Raw genomic sequence first — 17,059 nt, 5'->3', positions numbered from 1 at the left:
AGGCTCGAGCTCCGGAGGGGGCAATGGATGTAAGAGCAATTCTCCTCATCGGGAATCCGGATGCAAGCGATGTCGCTGCAGCTTCGCCTGATCGAGAGAGCTTCTCTGGCGTGCCGCTTTCGTTGCTTCCCGTTCTCGGAAAGCCTCTCCTGCATCGCTTTGTCGATCGGCTGAAAAAGGCCGGAATAGATTCCATTGCGGTGCTCAACACTGGCGAATGCTCCTCGCCGCTGGTCGAGGACGCGCGCCGCTCCGACCTGAAGTGGAAGGATGTTTCAGCTCAGCAAGCCTGGCGGGAAGCGGAAGAACAGTTCGACGAATTCGTGCACTCTGGCGCCGATCTTGTCCTGCTGGTCAGGCTCGGAACTTACACCGAAATTGAAATCGATCCACTCATTCAATTTCATCTCGATCAACGCAATCATGTCACGCAGGTAGCGCAAGAGAACGGAGCACTGGATTTCTTCGTGCTCTCCTCTTCCCGCCGCAACGATGCTGCCTTCCTCTTGCGCAGCAAGCTGGTCAAGATGCGCGTATCGGCCAAGCCATTCATGACGCGCGGGTACGTCAATTCGCTGCGGAATGCCGCCGACTTTCACCGCCTCGTGCTCGACAGCTTTTCGTTGAAGACGTCGATTCAGCCGGCGGGCGAGCAGGTTCGTCCAGGCATTTGGATCGGAACCGGTGCGAGAGTCCATCGCAGCGTGCGGCTTGTGGCTCCGTGTTACGTCGGACCCTACAGCAAAGTCCGCAAAGGCGCATTGATTACTCGCGGTAGTGCCATCGAACATCACAGCGTCGTCGATTGCGGCAGCGTTGTAGAAGCCAGCACGTTGCTGCCGCTTTCTTATTTGGGCGCCGGATTGGATTTGAGTCATTCCATCCTGGGAAACAAGCGAATCGTGAGTATGAAGTACCGAGCCGAGCTTGAGGTGGAAGACAAGAGCCTGGTCTCAGCCGTGCCTGCAGCGTCGGCGTTGCGTACCTTACAGGATGCCGCCAACCTCGCGACATTCATTCCGCGTCAGTTCATTCGCAGCTTTATTGGCGGCTCCAAGCCCAAGCCGGCGCCTGCCGAAGTCGAGTGTCCGTCCGGCTTTGATGCCGCTGCAGTAACTCGCCCTGCCGTGCAGGAGCACGCGGCGTTGACTTCAAGTGTGATTGCCAGAGTGAGGGAATAGATGGAACTCAGCAGGCCCGTAGTCGTGAAACGCATGCCCGAGAAAGTAAACCAGCGCGAAGCTCGCAAGTTTCTTTCGGATGTACAGCCATTCCTCAGCGCCGATCGTCCGCAGCTTGTCTTCGATCTTTCTGCAGTACGACAGCTGGATGCCGCCGGCGTCGAGATGCTCCTGCACTGCGTCTCCGAGGTCATGAAGCGCGACGGCGATCTCAAGCTGGCCTCACTCTCGCCGCAAGCCGCGATGGTGCTGGAACTCACGCGCACGGACAGGATGTTCGAAATTTACGAGACATCAACCGAAGCAGCACGCAGCTTCTCCGGCTTTTTGCCCAACGCGATGCGTCCCATTCCGGTCTTTCAGCAGCCAGTATCTACAGAGAGGTTGGCGGCTTAACAAGTTCACGTCCGTACCGTCCTCGGTAACGGATGGGTGTCGGTATAAGCCAGGCCCATTCGCTACCGCAAACGTTACCGACTCCCATCCCAGCTCCAGCAATCACTGCAGAAACCTTGTTGACGGTTTTCTACATCCAAAGCAGCAGCACGTAAGCAGCAGATGAACTCGGGTTCCGAAACAATTTCCCTTCCCCTTCGCAATGGCTGGCGATGGCGCTTAAATGATTGGCGCGAGCGCGGAGCCGCATCGCGCGTTTTGAGCGGAAGCATCGTAATGCTGGTTGGCTCAGTGCTGGTGGCAGCCATCAACTTCGGGTTTAACGTCTCGATGGCCCGCCTGCTTGGCCCATCGCTGTTTGCACAAGTGGCTGCAGTGGTCACGCTGCTGATGCTCGCCTCTGCCGTGAGCCTCTCTTTCCAGATGGTCTGCGCAAAATTCGTTGCGCGCAATGAGAGCACATTCGGAAAGTTAGCGGTTTTTCATGGGCTGCGAAAGCGCGCGTGGATTGTTGGCATTGCAATCGCCATTGGACTGACGCTCGCGCAGAAGCCGGTTGCCGCGTATCTGCAGATGCCAAACTCCTGGGTGCTCGCTGTTTTCGCCTTGGGAATGGCTTTCTATACACCGTTGGGTGTTAAGCGCGGCAACATGCAGGGATTGTGCGCATTCGGCGCATTATCGCGGAATTACATCCTTGAGGCTGGTTCCAAATTGGCCTGCGCCATCCTACTGGTGGAACTCGGCTATGGAGTGATGGGTGCCGTCGGCGCGATCTCAGCGTCAATTCTCGCCGCCGTCCTCATCCGAAGTCCCAAGGCACAAGATGACGCAGGCAGCAAGACGCTCGTTCCTGCATCTTTCCGTGAGGGGATGCAGGCAATCGTCTTCTTTGTCGGACAAGTAGTGATCAACAACATCGACATCATCCTTGTGAAGCATTTTTTTGCTTCAGAACTGGCCGGCTTGTACGCGGCGGTCGCCCTGGTTGGACGTGTGCTCTACTTCGCGGCCTGGTCGATCGTCAGTGCCATGTTCCCGATCAGCGCCGCGGCAAAAGACGATCAGAACAAGGTTCACGTGCTGCTGCTGCCCTTCATGATCGTGTTGCTGATGTCGCTCGCGTTCGTAGTCGTCCTGGCGCTCTTCCCAGGATTCATCATTCACCTCATACTCGGCGAAGGCTTCCGCTCCGCCGAGCCCTTGCTAAGTCTGTACGCGGTAGCTACCGGACTGTATGCCCTGGCTGTCGTGCTCATGACCTATGAAATGTCCCGCAAGATTGCGAATACAGGCTGGGTACAACTGATATTCAGCGGAGCGCTGGTCTTGCTGATCTACATGCTTCATTCCAGTTTGCGACAGGTGATTGTCGTGCAGATCGTGCTGATGCTGCTGATGCTGCTCGTAGTTTCACTCCCATTTTTGCGTTCCATCAGAAGTTTGCGATGGAAGGAGGTCGCATGATTCTCAAGCGCCGCATAACCGAGGCAGAAGTTATTGCTGAGTTTCTGAAGAATGAGTTTTATCAAAAAGAATATGATCGCGACCGCGATCAGTATGAAGCGATCGTACTCGATCCGGATCTGGCCGACGAAGCGCAAAACGCAGTTCGCCGCGCGCTGCTCTATCGCCGCCGCGGACACATGTGGCGCGAAGTTCCGCGCGACACCGTCTGGCATGAAGCCGAAATCGATGCCGAAGATCTGAGACGCATTCGCGTCTTCCCGCGCGCACACTGGCGCAAGATCTCTGACGGCAGCTTCCTGCTGAGCGAGATTGTGAAGCGTATTCGCGGGTCGGCGATCGCCAAATCAGATCCGGCGTTCTCGAAAATCCAACTGCTCCGCTATCGCCTGCAGCGCGATTCGGTGAACTCCGCTGTACTGCTGATTGGCGTCGACGAAGAACAGCCGCTGACGATTCTCGAAGGCAATCACCGGTTGGCGGCAGCGATGCTGGTGTCACCGCATCTCGTACACACCGGCTTCCGCATCATCTGCGGATTGTCGCCGCACATGTACGAGTCTTGCTGGTACGACACGAACATTCCGACGTTGTGGGCGTACCTTAAAAACCGCTTGCGCAACCTGGTGGATAAAGAGGCGGACATCAATCGCGCATTAGCACGGCTCGGTGAAGCCGATACTGCCGACGCGCTCGGCACGGAGTTGGTGAAAGCCCAAAAGGCCGAAGCAAAGTAACGTCTGCAACTGCGTGAGTGAGCACAAAAGACGCTCCTCACGCGATTGCAGAGGCAATTCAGCTACTCTGGAGTTTCTTCAGCTCTCAGTTCCAGCTGTGCCAAAATGGGCGACCAAGCGTCGGTTGGCACCCAGTTCTTCGCGGGTTGATTCCTCGTCTTCTTCGGCCTAACATTCGTAGGTTCGTTGAGGGGCGAATCATGTCCAGCAGTGCCATTGCCACCCAGCTCAAGTCTTGTCCGATTTACATCAACGGTAAGCCGCAGATTTCTCGCGGAGAAGTTCTCATCCAACACAATCCAGCAACTGGGGAGCCGGTTGCTGAAATTCCGTTGTGCACGCCCGATGAAGTCTCGGCAGCAATCGGAGCAGCCCAGGCGGCGTTTCCCGCCTGGAGCGCCATGCCCGTCCTCAACCGGTGCCGCGTGCTTTTCCATTTCCATGAGCTCATGGAAAAGCATGCCGACGAACTGATCGCGCTCATTATCGAGGAAAACGGCAAAGTTTACGATGAAGCGCGCGGATCGTTTCAGCGTGGGCTGGAATGCGTCGAGTTTGCATGCGGCGTATCGAGTCTGATGATGGGCGAGACGGTGGAGCACGTGGGCTCCGATGTGGATGGATGGTCCACGCGCCATCCGCTGGGCGTTTGCGTAGGAATCACGCCATTCAACTTCCCACTCATGGTTCCGCTTTGGATGTTCCCTGTCGCCATCGCGTGTGGAAATACCTTTGTGCTCAAGCCTTCCGAGCGCGTGCCACGATCTGCGGTGCGCCTCCTGGAGCTAGTGCATGACGCCGGGCTGCCGGCTGGAGTCATGAACCTGGTGCACGGAACGAAGGATGTTGTCGATCGGCTGTTAACCGATCCGCGCGTGAAAGCGGTTTCGTTTGTGGGCTCGAGTCCAGTGGCGAAGTACATCTACACCACGGCGGCTGCGAATGGAAAACGCGTGCAGGCGCTGGGTGGAGCGAAGAACCATTCGGTGGTGATGCCGGATGCCGACATGAAGCATTCGGCCGCCACCATCATGTCTTCATCGTTCGGATGCGCCGGCGAACGCTGTGTCGCAACCAGCGTGGTGGTTGCGGTCGGCGAAGCCGCAGACCCGCTACTCGCTGCTCTGAAAAAAGCCTCCGACGATATGAAAGTTGGCGACGGTTCCGAGCGCGACACCATCATGGGACCGATCATCAACAGTGAGGCCAAGAAGCGCATCCTCAGCTACATCGAAGTCGGGGAGAAAGAAGGAGCGAAGCTGGCGCGCGATGGACGTAAAGATTCCTGCTGCGACTCCGACGGCTACTTCGTCGGTCCGACTATTTTTGATCACGTGAGTCCCTCCATGCGCATTGCTCGCGAAGAAATTTTTGGCCCCGTTCTGTCCGTAGTGCGGGCCAAGACCCTTGAAGAAGCGATTGATATCGTGAACGGCTCGGAGTACGGCAACGCTTCTTCAATCTTCACCAGATCGGGACAAGTTGCTCGCGAGTTCAGCGCGAAAGTACAAACAGGAATGGTCGGCATCAATGTTGGTGTTCCAGCTCCGGTCGCGATCTTTCCGTTCACCGGCTGGAAAGGATCGTTCTTCGGAGATTTGCACGCGCTCGGCAAAGACGGCGTGAAGTTCTACACCGAAACGCGCGTCGTGACCTGCCGATGGCCGTAGGCGACGCCCACGCCTCGAGAAATCCGGCTGCGCCAAACTCACGCGCAGTTGTCATCGGAGCAGGGCCAAACGGACTTGCGGCTGCCATCGTCCTCGCGCGAGCCGGAATGCAGGTCGAAGTTTTCGAAGCTGAGGCACAAGCCGGAGGCGGTGCGCGCACCATGGAGCTCACGCTGCCCGGCTTCCATCACGACTTCGGGTCGGCTGTGCATCCGATGGCAGTCGGATCACCGTTCTTTTCCTCTCTCCCACTTCGGGAACACGGGCTCGGATGGATTCACTCGCCGTCTGTTGTCGCTCATCCGCTGGATGATGGCACTGCTGTCTTGCTGGAACGCAATCTTTCCGACGCGGTACGCGAATTCGGCGAGGACGGGCAAGCCTGGCGGAAGCTGATCGGTCCGCTTGCAGGATGCTGGCCGGAAGTGGCTCCCGATCTTCTCAGCCCTTTACTACGTATTCCGCGGCATCCGCTGCGGCTGGCTAAATTCGGGCTTCATGGCCTGCCTTCGGCGCAATTCCTGGCCAACCGCTGTTTCCAAAGCGAACGCACAAGAGCGCTGTTCGCCGGTTTGGCGGCACACTCTTTTCTTGCGCTCGACGAACCTATGACCGCCGCTGTGGGACTGATCTTCGGCATCACCGCGCACGCAGTGGGCTGGCCGATTCCGTGTGGCGGATCACAGTCGATCACGAATGCTCTGATCGGTTACCTGCAGAAGGTTGGGGGAACAGTGACAGTATCGCGGCGCGTGACAGACGTAAATTCGCTCCGTGATTTCACCGTTGCACTTTGCGATGTCACACCGCGACAGCTCCTGCAGATTGCCGGGGAGCGCTTTAGTCCGGCATATAAACGCCTCTTGCAGAGTTACCGATATGGGCCAGCAGCATTCAAAGTCGATTACGCATTATCGGCGCCGATTCCGTGGAAAGCCAGGGAGTGCGCGAGAGCAGCGACAGTTCATCTTGGCGGAACCATGCAACAGGTTGCGCAATCGGAGTACGAAACTCGGCACGGACATCATTCGGAGCGTCCCTTCGTGTTGTTGGCTCAACCCACACTGTTCGACTCAACCCGCGCACCGGAAGGCAAGCACATCGCGTGGGCTTATTGTCATGTGCCGAACGGCTCAACCTTCGACATGCTGCCGCGCCTCGAAGCTCAGATCGAGCGCTTCGCTCCCGGCTTTCGCGACTGCGTGCTGGCTCGCCGAGTCTTCAAACCGGCCGATCTTGAGAGCATGAACCCGAATCTCGTTGGAGGAGACATCAACGGAGGTCTCGCCGATTGGCGGCAATTCATTCTTCGTCCAACCTGGCGTTATTACACGACTCCGGCCAAGGACATCTATATCTGCTCGGCCTCGACGCCACCAATGGGCGGCGTGCATGGCATGTGCGGTTACAATGCTGCGCAGGTGGCACTTCGGAATCTCAAACGCCTCACTTAGCCGCGATGAATTTCAGACACACCGGGGCCGGCACTTTCACCTCCTGCCCGGTGGCGGTGAGGCGGCCCGTGCTGCGATTGATCCGGAAGACAACGATGTTCCCAGTGTCCTGATTCGCAACCAGCAAACGCGAGCCGGTGGGATCGACCACAAAGCTGCGCGGCGTCCTGCCTTTCACAGAGAAGTTATCGATGAGCCGCAGCGTGCCTTTCGCTTTGTCGATCGAAAAAACTGCGATGCTGTCGTGCCCGCGATTTGAGGCGAACAGAAATCGTCCATTTGGATGGATTGCAATTTCCGCTGCAGTATTCTCGCCTGAGAATTCTTTGGGCAGAGCGGAGATTGTCTGCAGGGGATGCAACACACCCTTCGCGGCGTCGTAGGAGAACACTGAAACGGTGGATTGCAATTCGTTAATCACATAGGCGAATTTGCCATTGGCAGCAAACACCAGGTGCCGGGGTCCTGCGCCGGGCTCGGTCTTTTCAAACGGAGGGTCATTCGGACTGAGCTTGCCTGTGGAGTCGTCGAAGTGGTCGACGAGCAGTTCGTCCATTCCCAAATCGGCAGAAATGGCAAAACGGTTATCGGGAGAGGTCTCAATCCAGTGCGCATGTGCTGTCTCCTGGCGCTCCCGATTTGGGCCTGAGCCTTTGTGCTGAACAAATGCACTCACGGCTCCGAGGCTTCCATCCTGCTGAATAGGAAACACCGAAACGCTGCCTCCGGTGTAGTTCGCCACGAGCACATACTTGCCCGTCTTATCGATCGAGATGTAACACGGATCAGCGCCGCCGGAGGCGACCTCATTCAGGAAATGAAGCTGCCCACCAGGCTGAATGGAAAACGCACTCACGCCGCCGCTCGATTCATTCTCGTACTTCTGAATTTCATTGACGGCGTACAGCAACTTCTTGTTGTCATCGATGGTGACGAACGATGGATTCACAGTCTCAGCGGCCACTTGAGAATTGCTGAGCTGCCCAGATGCCGGATCGTAACCATAGACGTAAATGCCCTTTGCACCTTTGTCTGTGTAGGCGCCGACGTAAAGGAGATATTTCGACGTGCGGACGTCCTTGCCGAAGCACAACGTGCTGGAGAACAAAGCGAACAGAAGCACAACAACGCTGCGTGATTTGGATTTCATTTGTGGGCAAAAGTATCGCACACGAAGAATGGGCGCAGAAGAATTGGGCTTAATAACAACATGCCCGGCGCGGAAGGCCGGGCATGTCCGGTAGAAGCTTCTGACTCACCAAACGCGGCAAGCCTTCTCGCTCACCATCTTCTGACCTGGCTTGCAGCTAAACGCCTTCGCGAAATCGTCGCTGTTCTGCACCACGCCGATTACTCGGAACTTACCCGGCGAATGCGGATTGGTTTGGACTTGCTGGCGAAGCGCGGCGTCGCTCTGGTTTTCACACCAGATCTGGCCATAGCCGATAAAGAGGCGCTGCTCGGGAGTGAAGCCGTTGATGGCTTTCGTGTTCACGCGTTGAGCACCGCTCTTTCCGGATTTTGCTTGCTCCGCCTCCATGTTGTGTAGTGCGCGCATGGCTACGCGAACTCCGCCATTGTCGGCGGTGTTCTCGCCTAGCGTGAGCCGGCCGCGAATATGCAAATCGGGCAGCGGCTCAAAGGACGAGTATTCGTCGGCGATGCACGACACGCGCTCTTCGAACGCTCGCGCATCAACCGGCGTCCACCAGTCACGCAGGTTGCCTTGGCCGTCGTACTTGCGCCCTTGATCATCGAAGCCATGGGTGAGTTCGTGGCCGATCACGGCGCCGATGCCGCCGAGGTTCACGGCTTCGTCCGCGGTTTTGTCAAAAAACGGAGGCTGCAGAATTCCAGCAGGGAAGTTGATGTCGTTGAAGGGCGGGCTGTAATACGCATTGACCGTTGGCGGAGTCATGCCGAACTCAGTACGGTCGAGCGGCTTGCCGATTTTTGCAAGCTGACGATTCACCTCGAACGTATTGGCGCGTTCGACGTTGCCGAGAAAATCTCCGCGAACGATGTTCAGCTTCGAATAATCGCGCCACTTGCTGGGATAGCCGATCTTGTTGCGAATGTCGCCTAGCTTCACAAGAGCTGCCTTCTTGGTTTCCGGCGTCATCCAGTCGAGACTCTCGATGTCCTGTTTCAAAGCCGTTTCGATCTCATCGACCATCTTCAGCATGCGTGCTTTGTCGGCAGGCGTGAACTCCTCGGCGACGTAGGGCTGGCCCAGCGCTTCGCCGAGCTGCTGATCCGTGAGACGCTCGCAACGTTTCCACCGAGCCTCAAGCTCTCTGGCCCCACCTAGATATTTGCCATAGAAGTCAAAGTTCTCTTCGACGAACGGATCAGAGAGGACGCCGGCGAACTCGTGCAGCAGGTGCCATTTGAAGTATGCCTTCCATTCCTCTAATGGAACAGTATTGGCGAGCTCATTCAGCTGCTTGAAGAACTCCGGATTGCCCACATTAAGCGAATCGAACGATGGGGCGGTCGTGCCCTTCACAAATTCTTCGAATCCAATGTCAGGAGCAAGCGCGGCGAACTGCGCCACCGTCATCTTATGATCGCGATTCTCCGGCTTGCGGCGCTCGATACGATCCATCGAAGCCTGCGCCAGCTTGGTTTCGAGATCCATCACCTGGCGGGCCTCGCTGTCCGGATCACTGTCACCGGCGAGCTTGAACATGTTTGCTACGTGCTTCTCATATCTCTCGCGCTTCTCTTTCGAGTTCGCGTCATCTTTGAGGTAATCGTCGCGATCGGGAAGGCCGAGCCCGCCTTGATCGGCGTAAGCAATCACGCTATTCGCGTTGTGCATGTCGGGACTCGAGGTAAAGAAGAAGGCTGCGCCGCGAACCCCGAGTTCGTGCAAATGGGCCAACTCGGCGAGGGCACTGTCCTTATCGCTCATGGAGTCGATGCGATCGATTTCGGGCTGCAGTGGTTTGATGCCCTTGTCGTTAATCGCTTTGTCATCCATGCACGAAGCGTAGTAGTCGCCGATCTTCTGGTGGACGGCGTCCCGTTTGGGGTCGTCAGCTGAAGCCTTTTCTAAAATCTGTTTCGCAATGAGACGATTGCGCTCGGCAAGCTGGTTGAAGCGTCCCCAGCGCCCCTGGTCAGGAGGAATCGCGTTGTTCTTGATCCAGTTCCCGCACACGAACTGATAGAAGTCGTCGCAGGGATTCACGCTGCGATCCATGGCCGACATATCGAAGCCGTGAATCTCGTGAATTTCCTCGGACGAGGTTTTCGCGTTGTTATTGGTTTGCGCTGTGAGATGCGCTCCAGCGCACAGACATGTAATGAAAATGAGCAGACGAAATTTCATCCCAACCTCAGTGGTGATGATTTGAAACCGAACAGTGTACGCCTTCCGGTCAAGCGCCTGGGGCCTTCCCACCAAAGTCGTATCGAGCGATTCTCCGCAAGCCGCCATACTTTTTGAATGAGGCGTCGCCCCTGGCAACTACTCTTGGCCGTTATCCTGACGGTGCTCGGTGCAGGCTTCTTTCTTCTATTTCCTCCCTGGCAGATTGAGCATCCCAGCGATCCAAGCTTAATCCTCCGCAGTGAGCGCCACCTGATCTGGAACAGGCCGCTTCACGCCCATCTTGATCCTGTGGCGATCGCGATCCCCGTAATCGCGATAGTCGTTGTGGCCATCGCCATCGCGATTGTGACCGTTTACCACGAATAGCCGGCGGTTCCCGTTCCGCGCACCCGTCCGTTACACTCAAACGTTCATCTCGGCAGGCAAAAGCAAGCTTGCGTCTTATTGGAGAGAAACTGCAGCACGACGCCGCATGGAACCAGTCACACACTTCCTTACCGGCGCATGCATCGGACGCGCAGGCTTCAACCGCGCCAGTGGTTACGCCACTCTCATGATGACGCTGGCAGCCGAATTTCCTGACGTCGACATTCTGTGGGGTATCAAAGGCCCAGTCGAGGAACTTGCTCATCACCGCGGAGTCACGCACAGCTTCATCGGCGCGCCGATTGATTCTGCGATTGTGCTCGCCATCATTTATGGCATTAATCGCTGGCAGAAGCACCGTGGCAAAGAGCCGCCACTCGCACCTCGATGGGGACTGCTGTTCCTTTTTGGGATTGTCGCCACGCTTAGCCACATACTTCTCGACTTCACCAACAACTACGGCGTGCGGCCGTTGATGCCATTCAACTGGCGCTGGTATTCCTGGGACATTGTTTTCATCGTTGAGCCGATCATGCTGGTGGCGCTCTTTCTGGGACTGGTTCTGCCCTCGATTTTCGGTCTCGTAGGCGGCGAGATAGGAGCGCGCAAAGAGAAGTTTCGCGGCCGATGGTGCGCGGTGTGGGCCTTGATTGCTGTTGTGGCTCTATGGTGGGTTCGCGATTACCAGCACCGCAAAGCCGTCACGCTGCTCACCTCGGCCGATTATCGGGGTGAAGTTGTCGCTAAGGCTGCCGCTATGCCTTATCCGGTCAACCCGTTCGTGTGGGAGGGAGTTGTCGAAACACAGAGCTTCTATGCGAAGATGCCAATCGATTTGCGTGTAGCCAATCTCGACCTCCAGGACCGCGCAAAGATCTTCTACAAGCCGACCGATACCGCGATTACGCTGGCAGCAAAAAAATCGCCCTTAGGACGCGCATATCTGGACTGGTCACGGTTCCCATTGCTCGATACCGAGCCACCCTCCGCCCCTGGTCAGGATTACGACGTTCACTTCCGCGATCTCCGCTTCGACTACTCGGCCACCAACTTCGGACAGCAGAACCCGCGGCGCACACCGCTTTCGGCTGACGTCTTTGTGAATCACAGAGGGGAAGTGGTTCTGATGAAGATGGGCGATCGCGAAGAGCGGCACTGAAGTGAAATGATCCCCATGGTTGAAGGCGCAGGACTGCGTTACAGAGGTGGGCATTACCTGTCCAGCTTGGTCAATTCGGATACTGGGCTCAGCCATCAGTTCCATTTCGGGACAAAAAAATCCCTGCGGAATCCCTGATCTTTTTCCGCAATTGCCGAAAAACCGAGGTAAAGCGTTAGCACTGTATGACTTCCACCGGAAAGCATGCGCATCCCTGTTAAATCCCTGCCTCAGCCTGGAATTTGCCGATTTTGGGCAAAATTCCACGATTTTCTCTTCGCAAAATAAAAGATCGCTGTATATATCACTGTTCCTTAGAACATACGCCTCACCATAGCACGGTCCTCCGAATACATTTCGCAATGCTTGAACCGACGCTCTCTAAGCCAGCGAAAAGGCTGGGAGCGAACCGTGTATCCAATAGCACGTGGGTCTCATGATTTCTAGTCCGTTCTACACCCCGTCCCGCGGCTTCTCCTTACGCACAAAAATGTTGTCCTGAGTTGGCTCGGCCTCGCATTCAATCGCGATGGTTGTGACCGGCTGATCCGGCGCCTGCTGAGGCAGGTTGTAGATTTTGAGCTGATACGGATCCTGCTTGAAGTCGAGCTTTTGATTGGTGGCGTAAAGCCGCGCCGATTTGGCCTTCGTCATCAATCCGCCCATTTCCACATCGCCACCCGGCCAGTAGTGAACATGCATGAACAGCGTATTCCCAATTCGGGTAAAGCTGGCATAGTTTGAGCGGCGCGGCTGGCAGAGGTCGGACTTGTAGATGGTGTCGCCGTTCTTGCTCATCCACCTTCCGACCTCTTCAAGAATGCGCACCGACTCTTCCGGAATTGAACCATCGCCGCGGGGACCAATGTTCAGGAGATAATTGCCGCCGTCGCGCGCGCATTGAATCAAGTTGCGGACTACAGTCTTGGCGCTCTTCCAGTTGTTATCCGCACGCTGGTATCCCCAACTGTCGTTGAGCGTCATGCAGGATTCCCACGCGCGTCCGCCCTTTTCTGCAGTGATGTGCTGCTCTGGAGTGGAGAAATCGCCCTGCAGCTTGTTGCGATTGTTCACGATGATCTCCGGCTGGAGCTCGAAGACCATCTCATTCATCTTCTCCGATTCCCAGCCTACGCGATCGAGTGGCCATGCAACGTCGTACCAGAGAACGTCGATTTTTCCGTAGTTGGTCATCAGCTCGCGGATCAGACCATGCGTGTAGTCCACGAAGCGCCTTCGCGCAGCTTCATCGGTTGCGCACCGCGCGCCGTCAGGATGATGCCAATCCATCAGAGAGTAATAGAAGCCGACGCGCACTCCTTCCGCCCGCGCTGCTTCCACGTACTCGCGTACCAGATCGCGTCCCGGGCCTTGCTTGGTTGCGCAATAGTTAGTCAGCTTGGTGTCGAAGTTGCAGAATCCTTCATGATGCTTGGTCGTCAGCACCATGTATCTCTGCCCCGCAGCTTTGGCAAGGCGCGCAAAGTCGCGCGGCGCATTCGGCTTGGGCTTGAACTGCTTCGCGAACTGCATGTACTCCTCGATCGGAATCGCCTCGTCTTCCATTGCCCACTCGTGCCGGCCATGCACGCTGTACAAGCCCCAATGGATGAACATGCCGAACTTGGCGGCATGCCACCATTGCATCCGTTGCTCGCGATTGGCAGCAATCGCCGGCGGCTCGCCTACTGGAGTCTGCTGCTGGTCTTCGGACGCAGCCTGAGTTGCCGGAGCACTCTGAGTTGGCGCAGTCTGGCCGCGCATCGTGGCCGCGGTAACGAGTGACGCGCTTACTCCCTTTAGCCACGCGCGGCGTGAAATTCGAGTATCGATCATGAATTGGTCCTTTCGATTATGAAGATGTTATGAACGCTCCAGCTTGAAAATGCGATCCATCAGAATCCACTTCTCGCCGGGCTTTGCCTGCGGTAGCGGCTTCTGGAATTTCCACATCAGCTTTTCCCATTCCTGCACTTTAGGATTGGTGCGATCTGCCTCCGCTTTCGCTGCGAAAGAAAAAGCCTCATTCACTTCCATGATCATGAACAGCCGTGAGCCGAGGAGATAGATTTCAAGGTCCTCGATTCCCGCGTCCTTGATGCTCTTCGTGATCTCCGGCCAGATCTTCTCGTGATAGCGCTTGTACTCGGCGATGAGTTGCGGGTCGTCTTTCAGATCCAGGGCAAGGCAATAACGGCGACTCACGATCGCTATCCCTCCCCTACCGCGACTTCTGTCAGGGCGAGCGGAGAAGGTCGATAGCCGACGAGAGCGAAGTACAAAATATAGCCGTAACAAATGAGTGGAATGAAGAACGCCGTTTGTATATTCGTCAGATCAGAAACCTTTCCCATAACTGCGGGAATCACCGCGCCACCAACGATCGCCATCACCATCAGAGACGAACCGCGTTTTGTCAGCGGCCCTAGGTTCTTAATGCCAAGAGCGAAAATTGTTGGGAACATGATCGAGTGAAAGAATCCGATCAGAACCACAGCCCAAACTGGGACAAGACCGTTCGCAGCGACTGCGACAATGGCACAGGTAAATGAAGCCCCAGCAAACAGGAATAGCAATCGAGAGGGGCTTACTCGCTTCATGATTGCTGATCCTGTAAAACGACCTACCATAAAACCAATCCAGTGCCCCAGAAGGTAGTACCACGCATCCTGCGACGTAAGATTGCGCATCGTGTGTTGCGCAAATCTAATAACAAAGCTGCCAACCCCAACTTGCGCGCCAACGTAAAAGAATTGCGCGATTACACCTTTGACGAGGTGACTTTGGCTGAGCACGCGGCGCCAGGAAGGATCTTCTTCCGTCTCTGAGTCAGAAACTTTTTCAATCACATCAGGAATATGAGCAAAGATGATGAGGCAAGCCACAAATACAAATATGCCGGCGATGAGTGCATACGGAATTTTCACAGTACTAGCTTGCTCAGCACGGTAAGCATGCACTTGCGCGCCAGTCATAGTGGCCAACTGCGCAGGCGTGTATTCGACACCAGTCAAAATGAACACACGCCCCAACACCATTGCAGCAACGGCGCCTACAGCATTGAACGATTGCGCAAAATTCAATCGCCGCTCTGAACTCTGGGCAGGTCCCAAAATCGTTGCGTATGGATTCGAGGCGACTTCGAGGAAGCTCTGGCCACACGCCATTACAAACAGCGCCAAAAGAAAGAAGCCGTAGACTCTGACCGATGAGGCCGGTACGAACAGCAGCGCTCCTGATGCGCACAGGCACAAGCCGATGAGAATTCCGCGCTTGTAACCAATTCGTTCCATGAGTTTGCCCGCGGGAAACGCCGCGAAGCAGTATCCGCCGAAGAAAGCGACCTGAATGAAGGAAGATTGAAAGTCGTTAAGCGCAAAGGCGGTGCGGAAGCGGGGAATGAGGATATCGTTCAGATTGACGCCAAACGCCCATAGAAAAAAGAGGGTCGTGATCAGAACGAAAGGAACAAGGAAGCGTCGTTCAGTCAAAGGGGCGTGCGTGTTCATCGGCCTTCGCTTCCCGGCGATGGGGTCGGCTGCTGGCTCATACAGTTCGCCCCAATACGATAGCTGGTGAGAATGAACTTTGCATATCCCGAAATGAGTATTTCAAGATATGAATCAACGGATGGCGAGGATTCACATGCATCTTCACTCCAGACACGGTCATCCCTCGCTCACTCTAGACACTGTCATCCCTCGCTCCGCCGCAACAGTGTTTCCGAATCAAGGATTTGCTTTGCGGAGCGGGGGACCTGCTTCCTACTCGGTACGACGAACAGCAGATCCCCTCGACCGCAACACCAAACCTATGTAGCTCGAAGCCTGATCGCCGCGGTCGAAGGGATGACAGATCAACAGGTTCTACGGGTTACAGTGACTAGCCGTAAAATTACTCGTTGCAACGAATATCGTTCTCAAGCATCAAATACCTGATTCGTTAACCTGTCCAGCGACAGAGAAGGAGGTAAATTATGTCGCTCCGTCCAGTTAAAGACATCATCCAGACCAAGGCAACGGTTGAGGGTGCCGGGGTAAAGCTCCAGCGCGCTTTCGGCTTTGGGCAGACCAGCAAGTTCGATCCCTTCCTGCTGCTGGACGACTTCCGCAACGAGAATCCAGAAGATTATCTGGCAGGGTTCCCTTGGCATCCGCACCGCGGCATCGAGACGATCACCTACGTCCTCGCCGGCTCGGTCGAGCACGGCGATAGCCTCGGCAACAAAGGCAAGATGACCGCCGGCGACGTGCAATGGATGACCGCTGGCAGCGGCATCCTGCATCAGGAGATGCCAAAAGGTGACGGGCACGGTCGCATGCACGGCTTCCAGCTCTGGGCAAACCTGCCTTCTTCGCTGAAGATGACGGATCCGCGTTACCAGGACATTCCTTCGAATGCGATTCCTGAGGTCACAGACGACGATGGCACAAAGGCGCGCGTAATTTGCGGCGAGTTCTGGGGCAAGAAAGGCCCGGTGGAGGGAGTAGCCGCAGACCCGAACTACGTCGACATCTCCGTGCCGCCGAATCAGCGCAAGCGTCTGAAGGTGGAGACTACGCGCAATGCCTTTGCCTACGTCTTCGCAGGCTCAGGCACGTTCCGCGATGCCTCCGATCCACGCGCTGTGCTCACCGAGCAGGCACATGATCCGAACGCACCGGCCAAGTACGACGTGAGCAACCACTCGCTCGTACTCTTTGACCGTGGCGACGAGATCAGCGTCCAAGCAGGACCTGAAGGAATTCGCTTCCTGCTGGTTTCAGGCAAGCCGATCGAAGAGCCGGTAGCGTGGTACGGGCCGATCGTGATGAACACGCAAGAGCAGCTTCGCCAGGCAATCGCCGAGCTGCATACCGGGGCGTTCATCAAACATCGATAAACAAGCAGCTAGCCGCTAGCTATTAGCGGCTAGCTTTCTTGTTGGTATGGTCGCTAGTCCACCGCGAGCCGCGCCGCGTCGGCGATAGATAAAGCGCGAAATCTGCTTAGCCTAGCTCCGCAATCTGTCGATCGATTTCGGCTAGAGCGCCTTCTAACATCTGACGATGGCTGGGATTGGAGATCGATTCGAGTCGGCGTTGCACATTCTTGCGCGAGAGCACCAGCCCATCACGCTTACGGCGACGCTCTGCCTGCTCTGGATTGAGCTTTTGTCCTGTACTTGATTCCCGTTTTGCTTCTGCCTGCTGCTCCTCGACTGACTTACTCTCGAAACCTCGGGCCATATATCAACTATACGGCATCGCAATCGGTCTCTTCGGCGCGGTTCGCCGCAATTGACAGTCA

At 56.1% G+C, this 17,059-nt stretch carries 15 protein-coding genes; 9 read left to right on the top strand and 6 right to left on the bottom strand.

The window, feature by feature from the left end; all coding sequences use genetic code 11:
• Positions 1 to 23 precede the first annotated feature (23 nt).
• The 6 genes from VFU50_10425 to VFU50_10400 all read left to right on the top strand — a co-directional run bounded on the left by VFU50_10425 (position 24) and on the right by VFU50_10400 (position 6,905).
• Positions 24 to 1,181, top strand: coding sequence for a hypothetical protein (locus VFU50_10425; GenBank protein ID HEU5233267.1), 1,158 nt, complete (start codon positions 24 to 26; stop codon positions 1,179 to 1,181).
• A 33-nt stretch (positions 1,182 to 1,214) separates the two neighbouring features.
• On the top strand, positions 1,215 to 1,577 hold the full coding sequence (locus VFU50_10420) for an STAS domain-containing protein (GenBank protein HEU5233266.1): 363 nt from the start codon (positions 1,215 to 1,217) through the stop codon (positions 1,575 to 1,577).
• A gap of 162 nt (positions 1,578 to 1,739) precedes the next feature.
• The gene (locus tag VFU50_10415; protein HEU5233265.1) at positions 1,740 to 3,044 is read left to right on the top strand and encodes an oligosaccharide flippase family protein; all 1,305 of its coding nucleotides are present in this window, start codon (positions 1,740 to 1,742) and stop codon (positions 3,042 to 3,044) included.
• Positions 3,041 to 3,781: a hypothetical protein gene (locus VFU50_10410; GenBank protein HEU5233264.1), complete on the top strand. Its 741-nt coding sequence runs from the start codon at positions 3,041 to 3,043 to the stop codon at positions 3,779 to 3,781. Before VFU50_10415 ends, VFU50_10410 begins: the two co-directional genes overlap by 4 nt.
• 200 nt (positions 3,782 to 3,981) lie before the next feature.
• Positions 3,982 to 5,451: a CoA-acylating methylmalonate-semialdehyde dehydrogenase gene (locus VFU50_10405; protein HEU5233263.1), complete on the top strand. Its 1,470-nt coding sequence runs from the start codon at positions 3,982 to 3,984 to the stop codon at positions 5,449 to 5,451.
• On the top strand, positions 5,442 to 6,905 hold the full coding sequence (locus tag VFU50_10400; GenBank protein HEU5233262.1) for an NAD(P)/FAD-dependent oxidoreductase: 1,464 nt from the start codon (positions 5,442 to 5,444) through the stop codon (positions 6,903 to 6,905). Before VFU50_10405 ends, VFU50_10400 begins: the two co-directional genes overlap by 10 nt.
• Here VFU50_10400 and VFU50_10395 read toward each other — a convergent pair.
• Both VFU50_10395 and VFU50_10390 read right to left on the bottom strand, forming a co-directional pair.
• Positions 6,898 to 8,055, bottom strand: a complete 1,158-nt coding sequence (locus VFU50_10395) for a lactonase family protein (GenBank protein ID HEU5233261.1) — start codon at positions 8,053 to 8,055, stop codon at positions 6,898 to 6,900. The two genes, VFU50_10400 and VFU50_10395, sit on opposite strands and share 8 nt — an antisense overlap.
• Before the next feature lie 105 nt (positions 8,056 to 8,160).
• Positions 8,161 to 10,242 (bottom strand): M13 family metallopeptidase, encoded by a 2,082-nt coding sequence (locus VFU50_10390; GenBank protein ID HEU5233260.1) that lies wholly within the window; start codon positions 10,240 to 10,242, stop codon positions 8,161 to 8,163.
• 117 nt (positions 10,243 to 10,359) lie between these two features.
• Between VFU50_10390 and VFU50_10385 the strand changes: the two genes are divergently transcribed.
• Both VFU50_10385 and VFU50_10380 read left to right on the top strand, forming a co-directional pair.
• Positions 10,360 to 10,611 (top strand): hypothetical protein, encoded by a 252-nt coding sequence (locus tag VFU50_10385; GenBank protein ID HEU5233259.1) that lies wholly within the window; start codon positions 10,360 to 10,362, stop codon positions 10,609 to 10,611.
• A gap of 106 nt (positions 10,612 to 10,717) precedes the next feature.
• The gene (locus tag VFU50_10380) at positions 10,718 to 11,770 is read left to right on the top strand and encodes a metal-dependent hydrolase (protein ID HEU5233258.1); all 1,053 of its coding nucleotides are present in this window, start codon (positions 10,718 to 10,720) and stop codon (positions 11,768 to 11,770) included.
• A gap of 453 nt (positions 11,771 to 12,223) precedes the next feature.
• On the opposite strand, the gene VFU50_10375 is transcribed toward VFU50_10380, so the two are convergent.
• The 3 genes from VFU50_10375 to fucP are packed head-to-tail and all read right to left on the bottom strand — an operon-like array spanning position 12,224 to position 15,279.
• The gene (locus tag VFU50_10375) at positions 12,224 to 13,606 is read right to left on the bottom strand and encodes an alpha-L-fucosidase (protein ID HEU5233257.1); all 1,383 of its coding nucleotides are present in this window, start codon (positions 13,604 to 13,606) and stop codon (positions 12,224 to 12,226) included.
• Between the two features lie 27 nt (positions 13,607 to 13,633).
• Positions 13,634 to 13,975 (bottom strand): L-rhamnose mutarotase, encoded by a 342-nt coding sequence (locus VFU50_10370; GenBank protein HEU5233256.1) that lies wholly within the window; start codon positions 13,973 to 13,975, stop codon positions 13,634 to 13,636.
• 5 nt (positions 13,976 to 13,980) lie between these two features.
• Positions 13,981 to 15,279: an L-fucose:H+ symporter permease gene (gene fucP / locus VFU50_10365; GenBank protein ID HEU5233255.1), complete on the bottom strand. Its 1,299-nt coding sequence runs from the start codon at positions 15,277 to 15,279 to the stop codon at positions 13,981 to 13,983.
• 467 nt (positions 15,280 to 15,746) lie between these two features.
• Here fucP and VFU50_10360 point away from each other — a divergent pair, with 467 nt between their 5' ends.
• Entirely contained in the window at positions 15,747 to 16,652 is a 906-nt protein-coding gene (locus VFU50_10360) for a pirin family protein (protein HEU5233254.1), read from the top strand.
• 106 nt (positions 16,653 to 16,758) lie between these two features.
• Here VFU50_10360 and VFU50_10355 read toward each other — a convergent pair whose 3' ends face one another.
• Positions 16,759 to 16,998 (bottom strand): hypothetical protein, encoded by a 240-nt coding sequence (locus VFU50_10355; GenBank protein HEU5233253.1) that lies wholly within the window; start codon positions 16,996 to 16,998, stop codon positions 16,759 to 16,761.
• Positions 16,999 to 17,059 lie beyond the last annotated feature (61 nt).

The organism is Terriglobales bacterium, assembly GCA_035764005.1.
In the GTDB taxonomy this organism is placed as follows: Bacteria; Acidobacteriota; Terriglobia; order Terriglobales; family Acidobacteriaceae; genus Gp1-AA112.
This window is presented reverse-complemented; position numbering and strand designations above follow the sequence as displayed.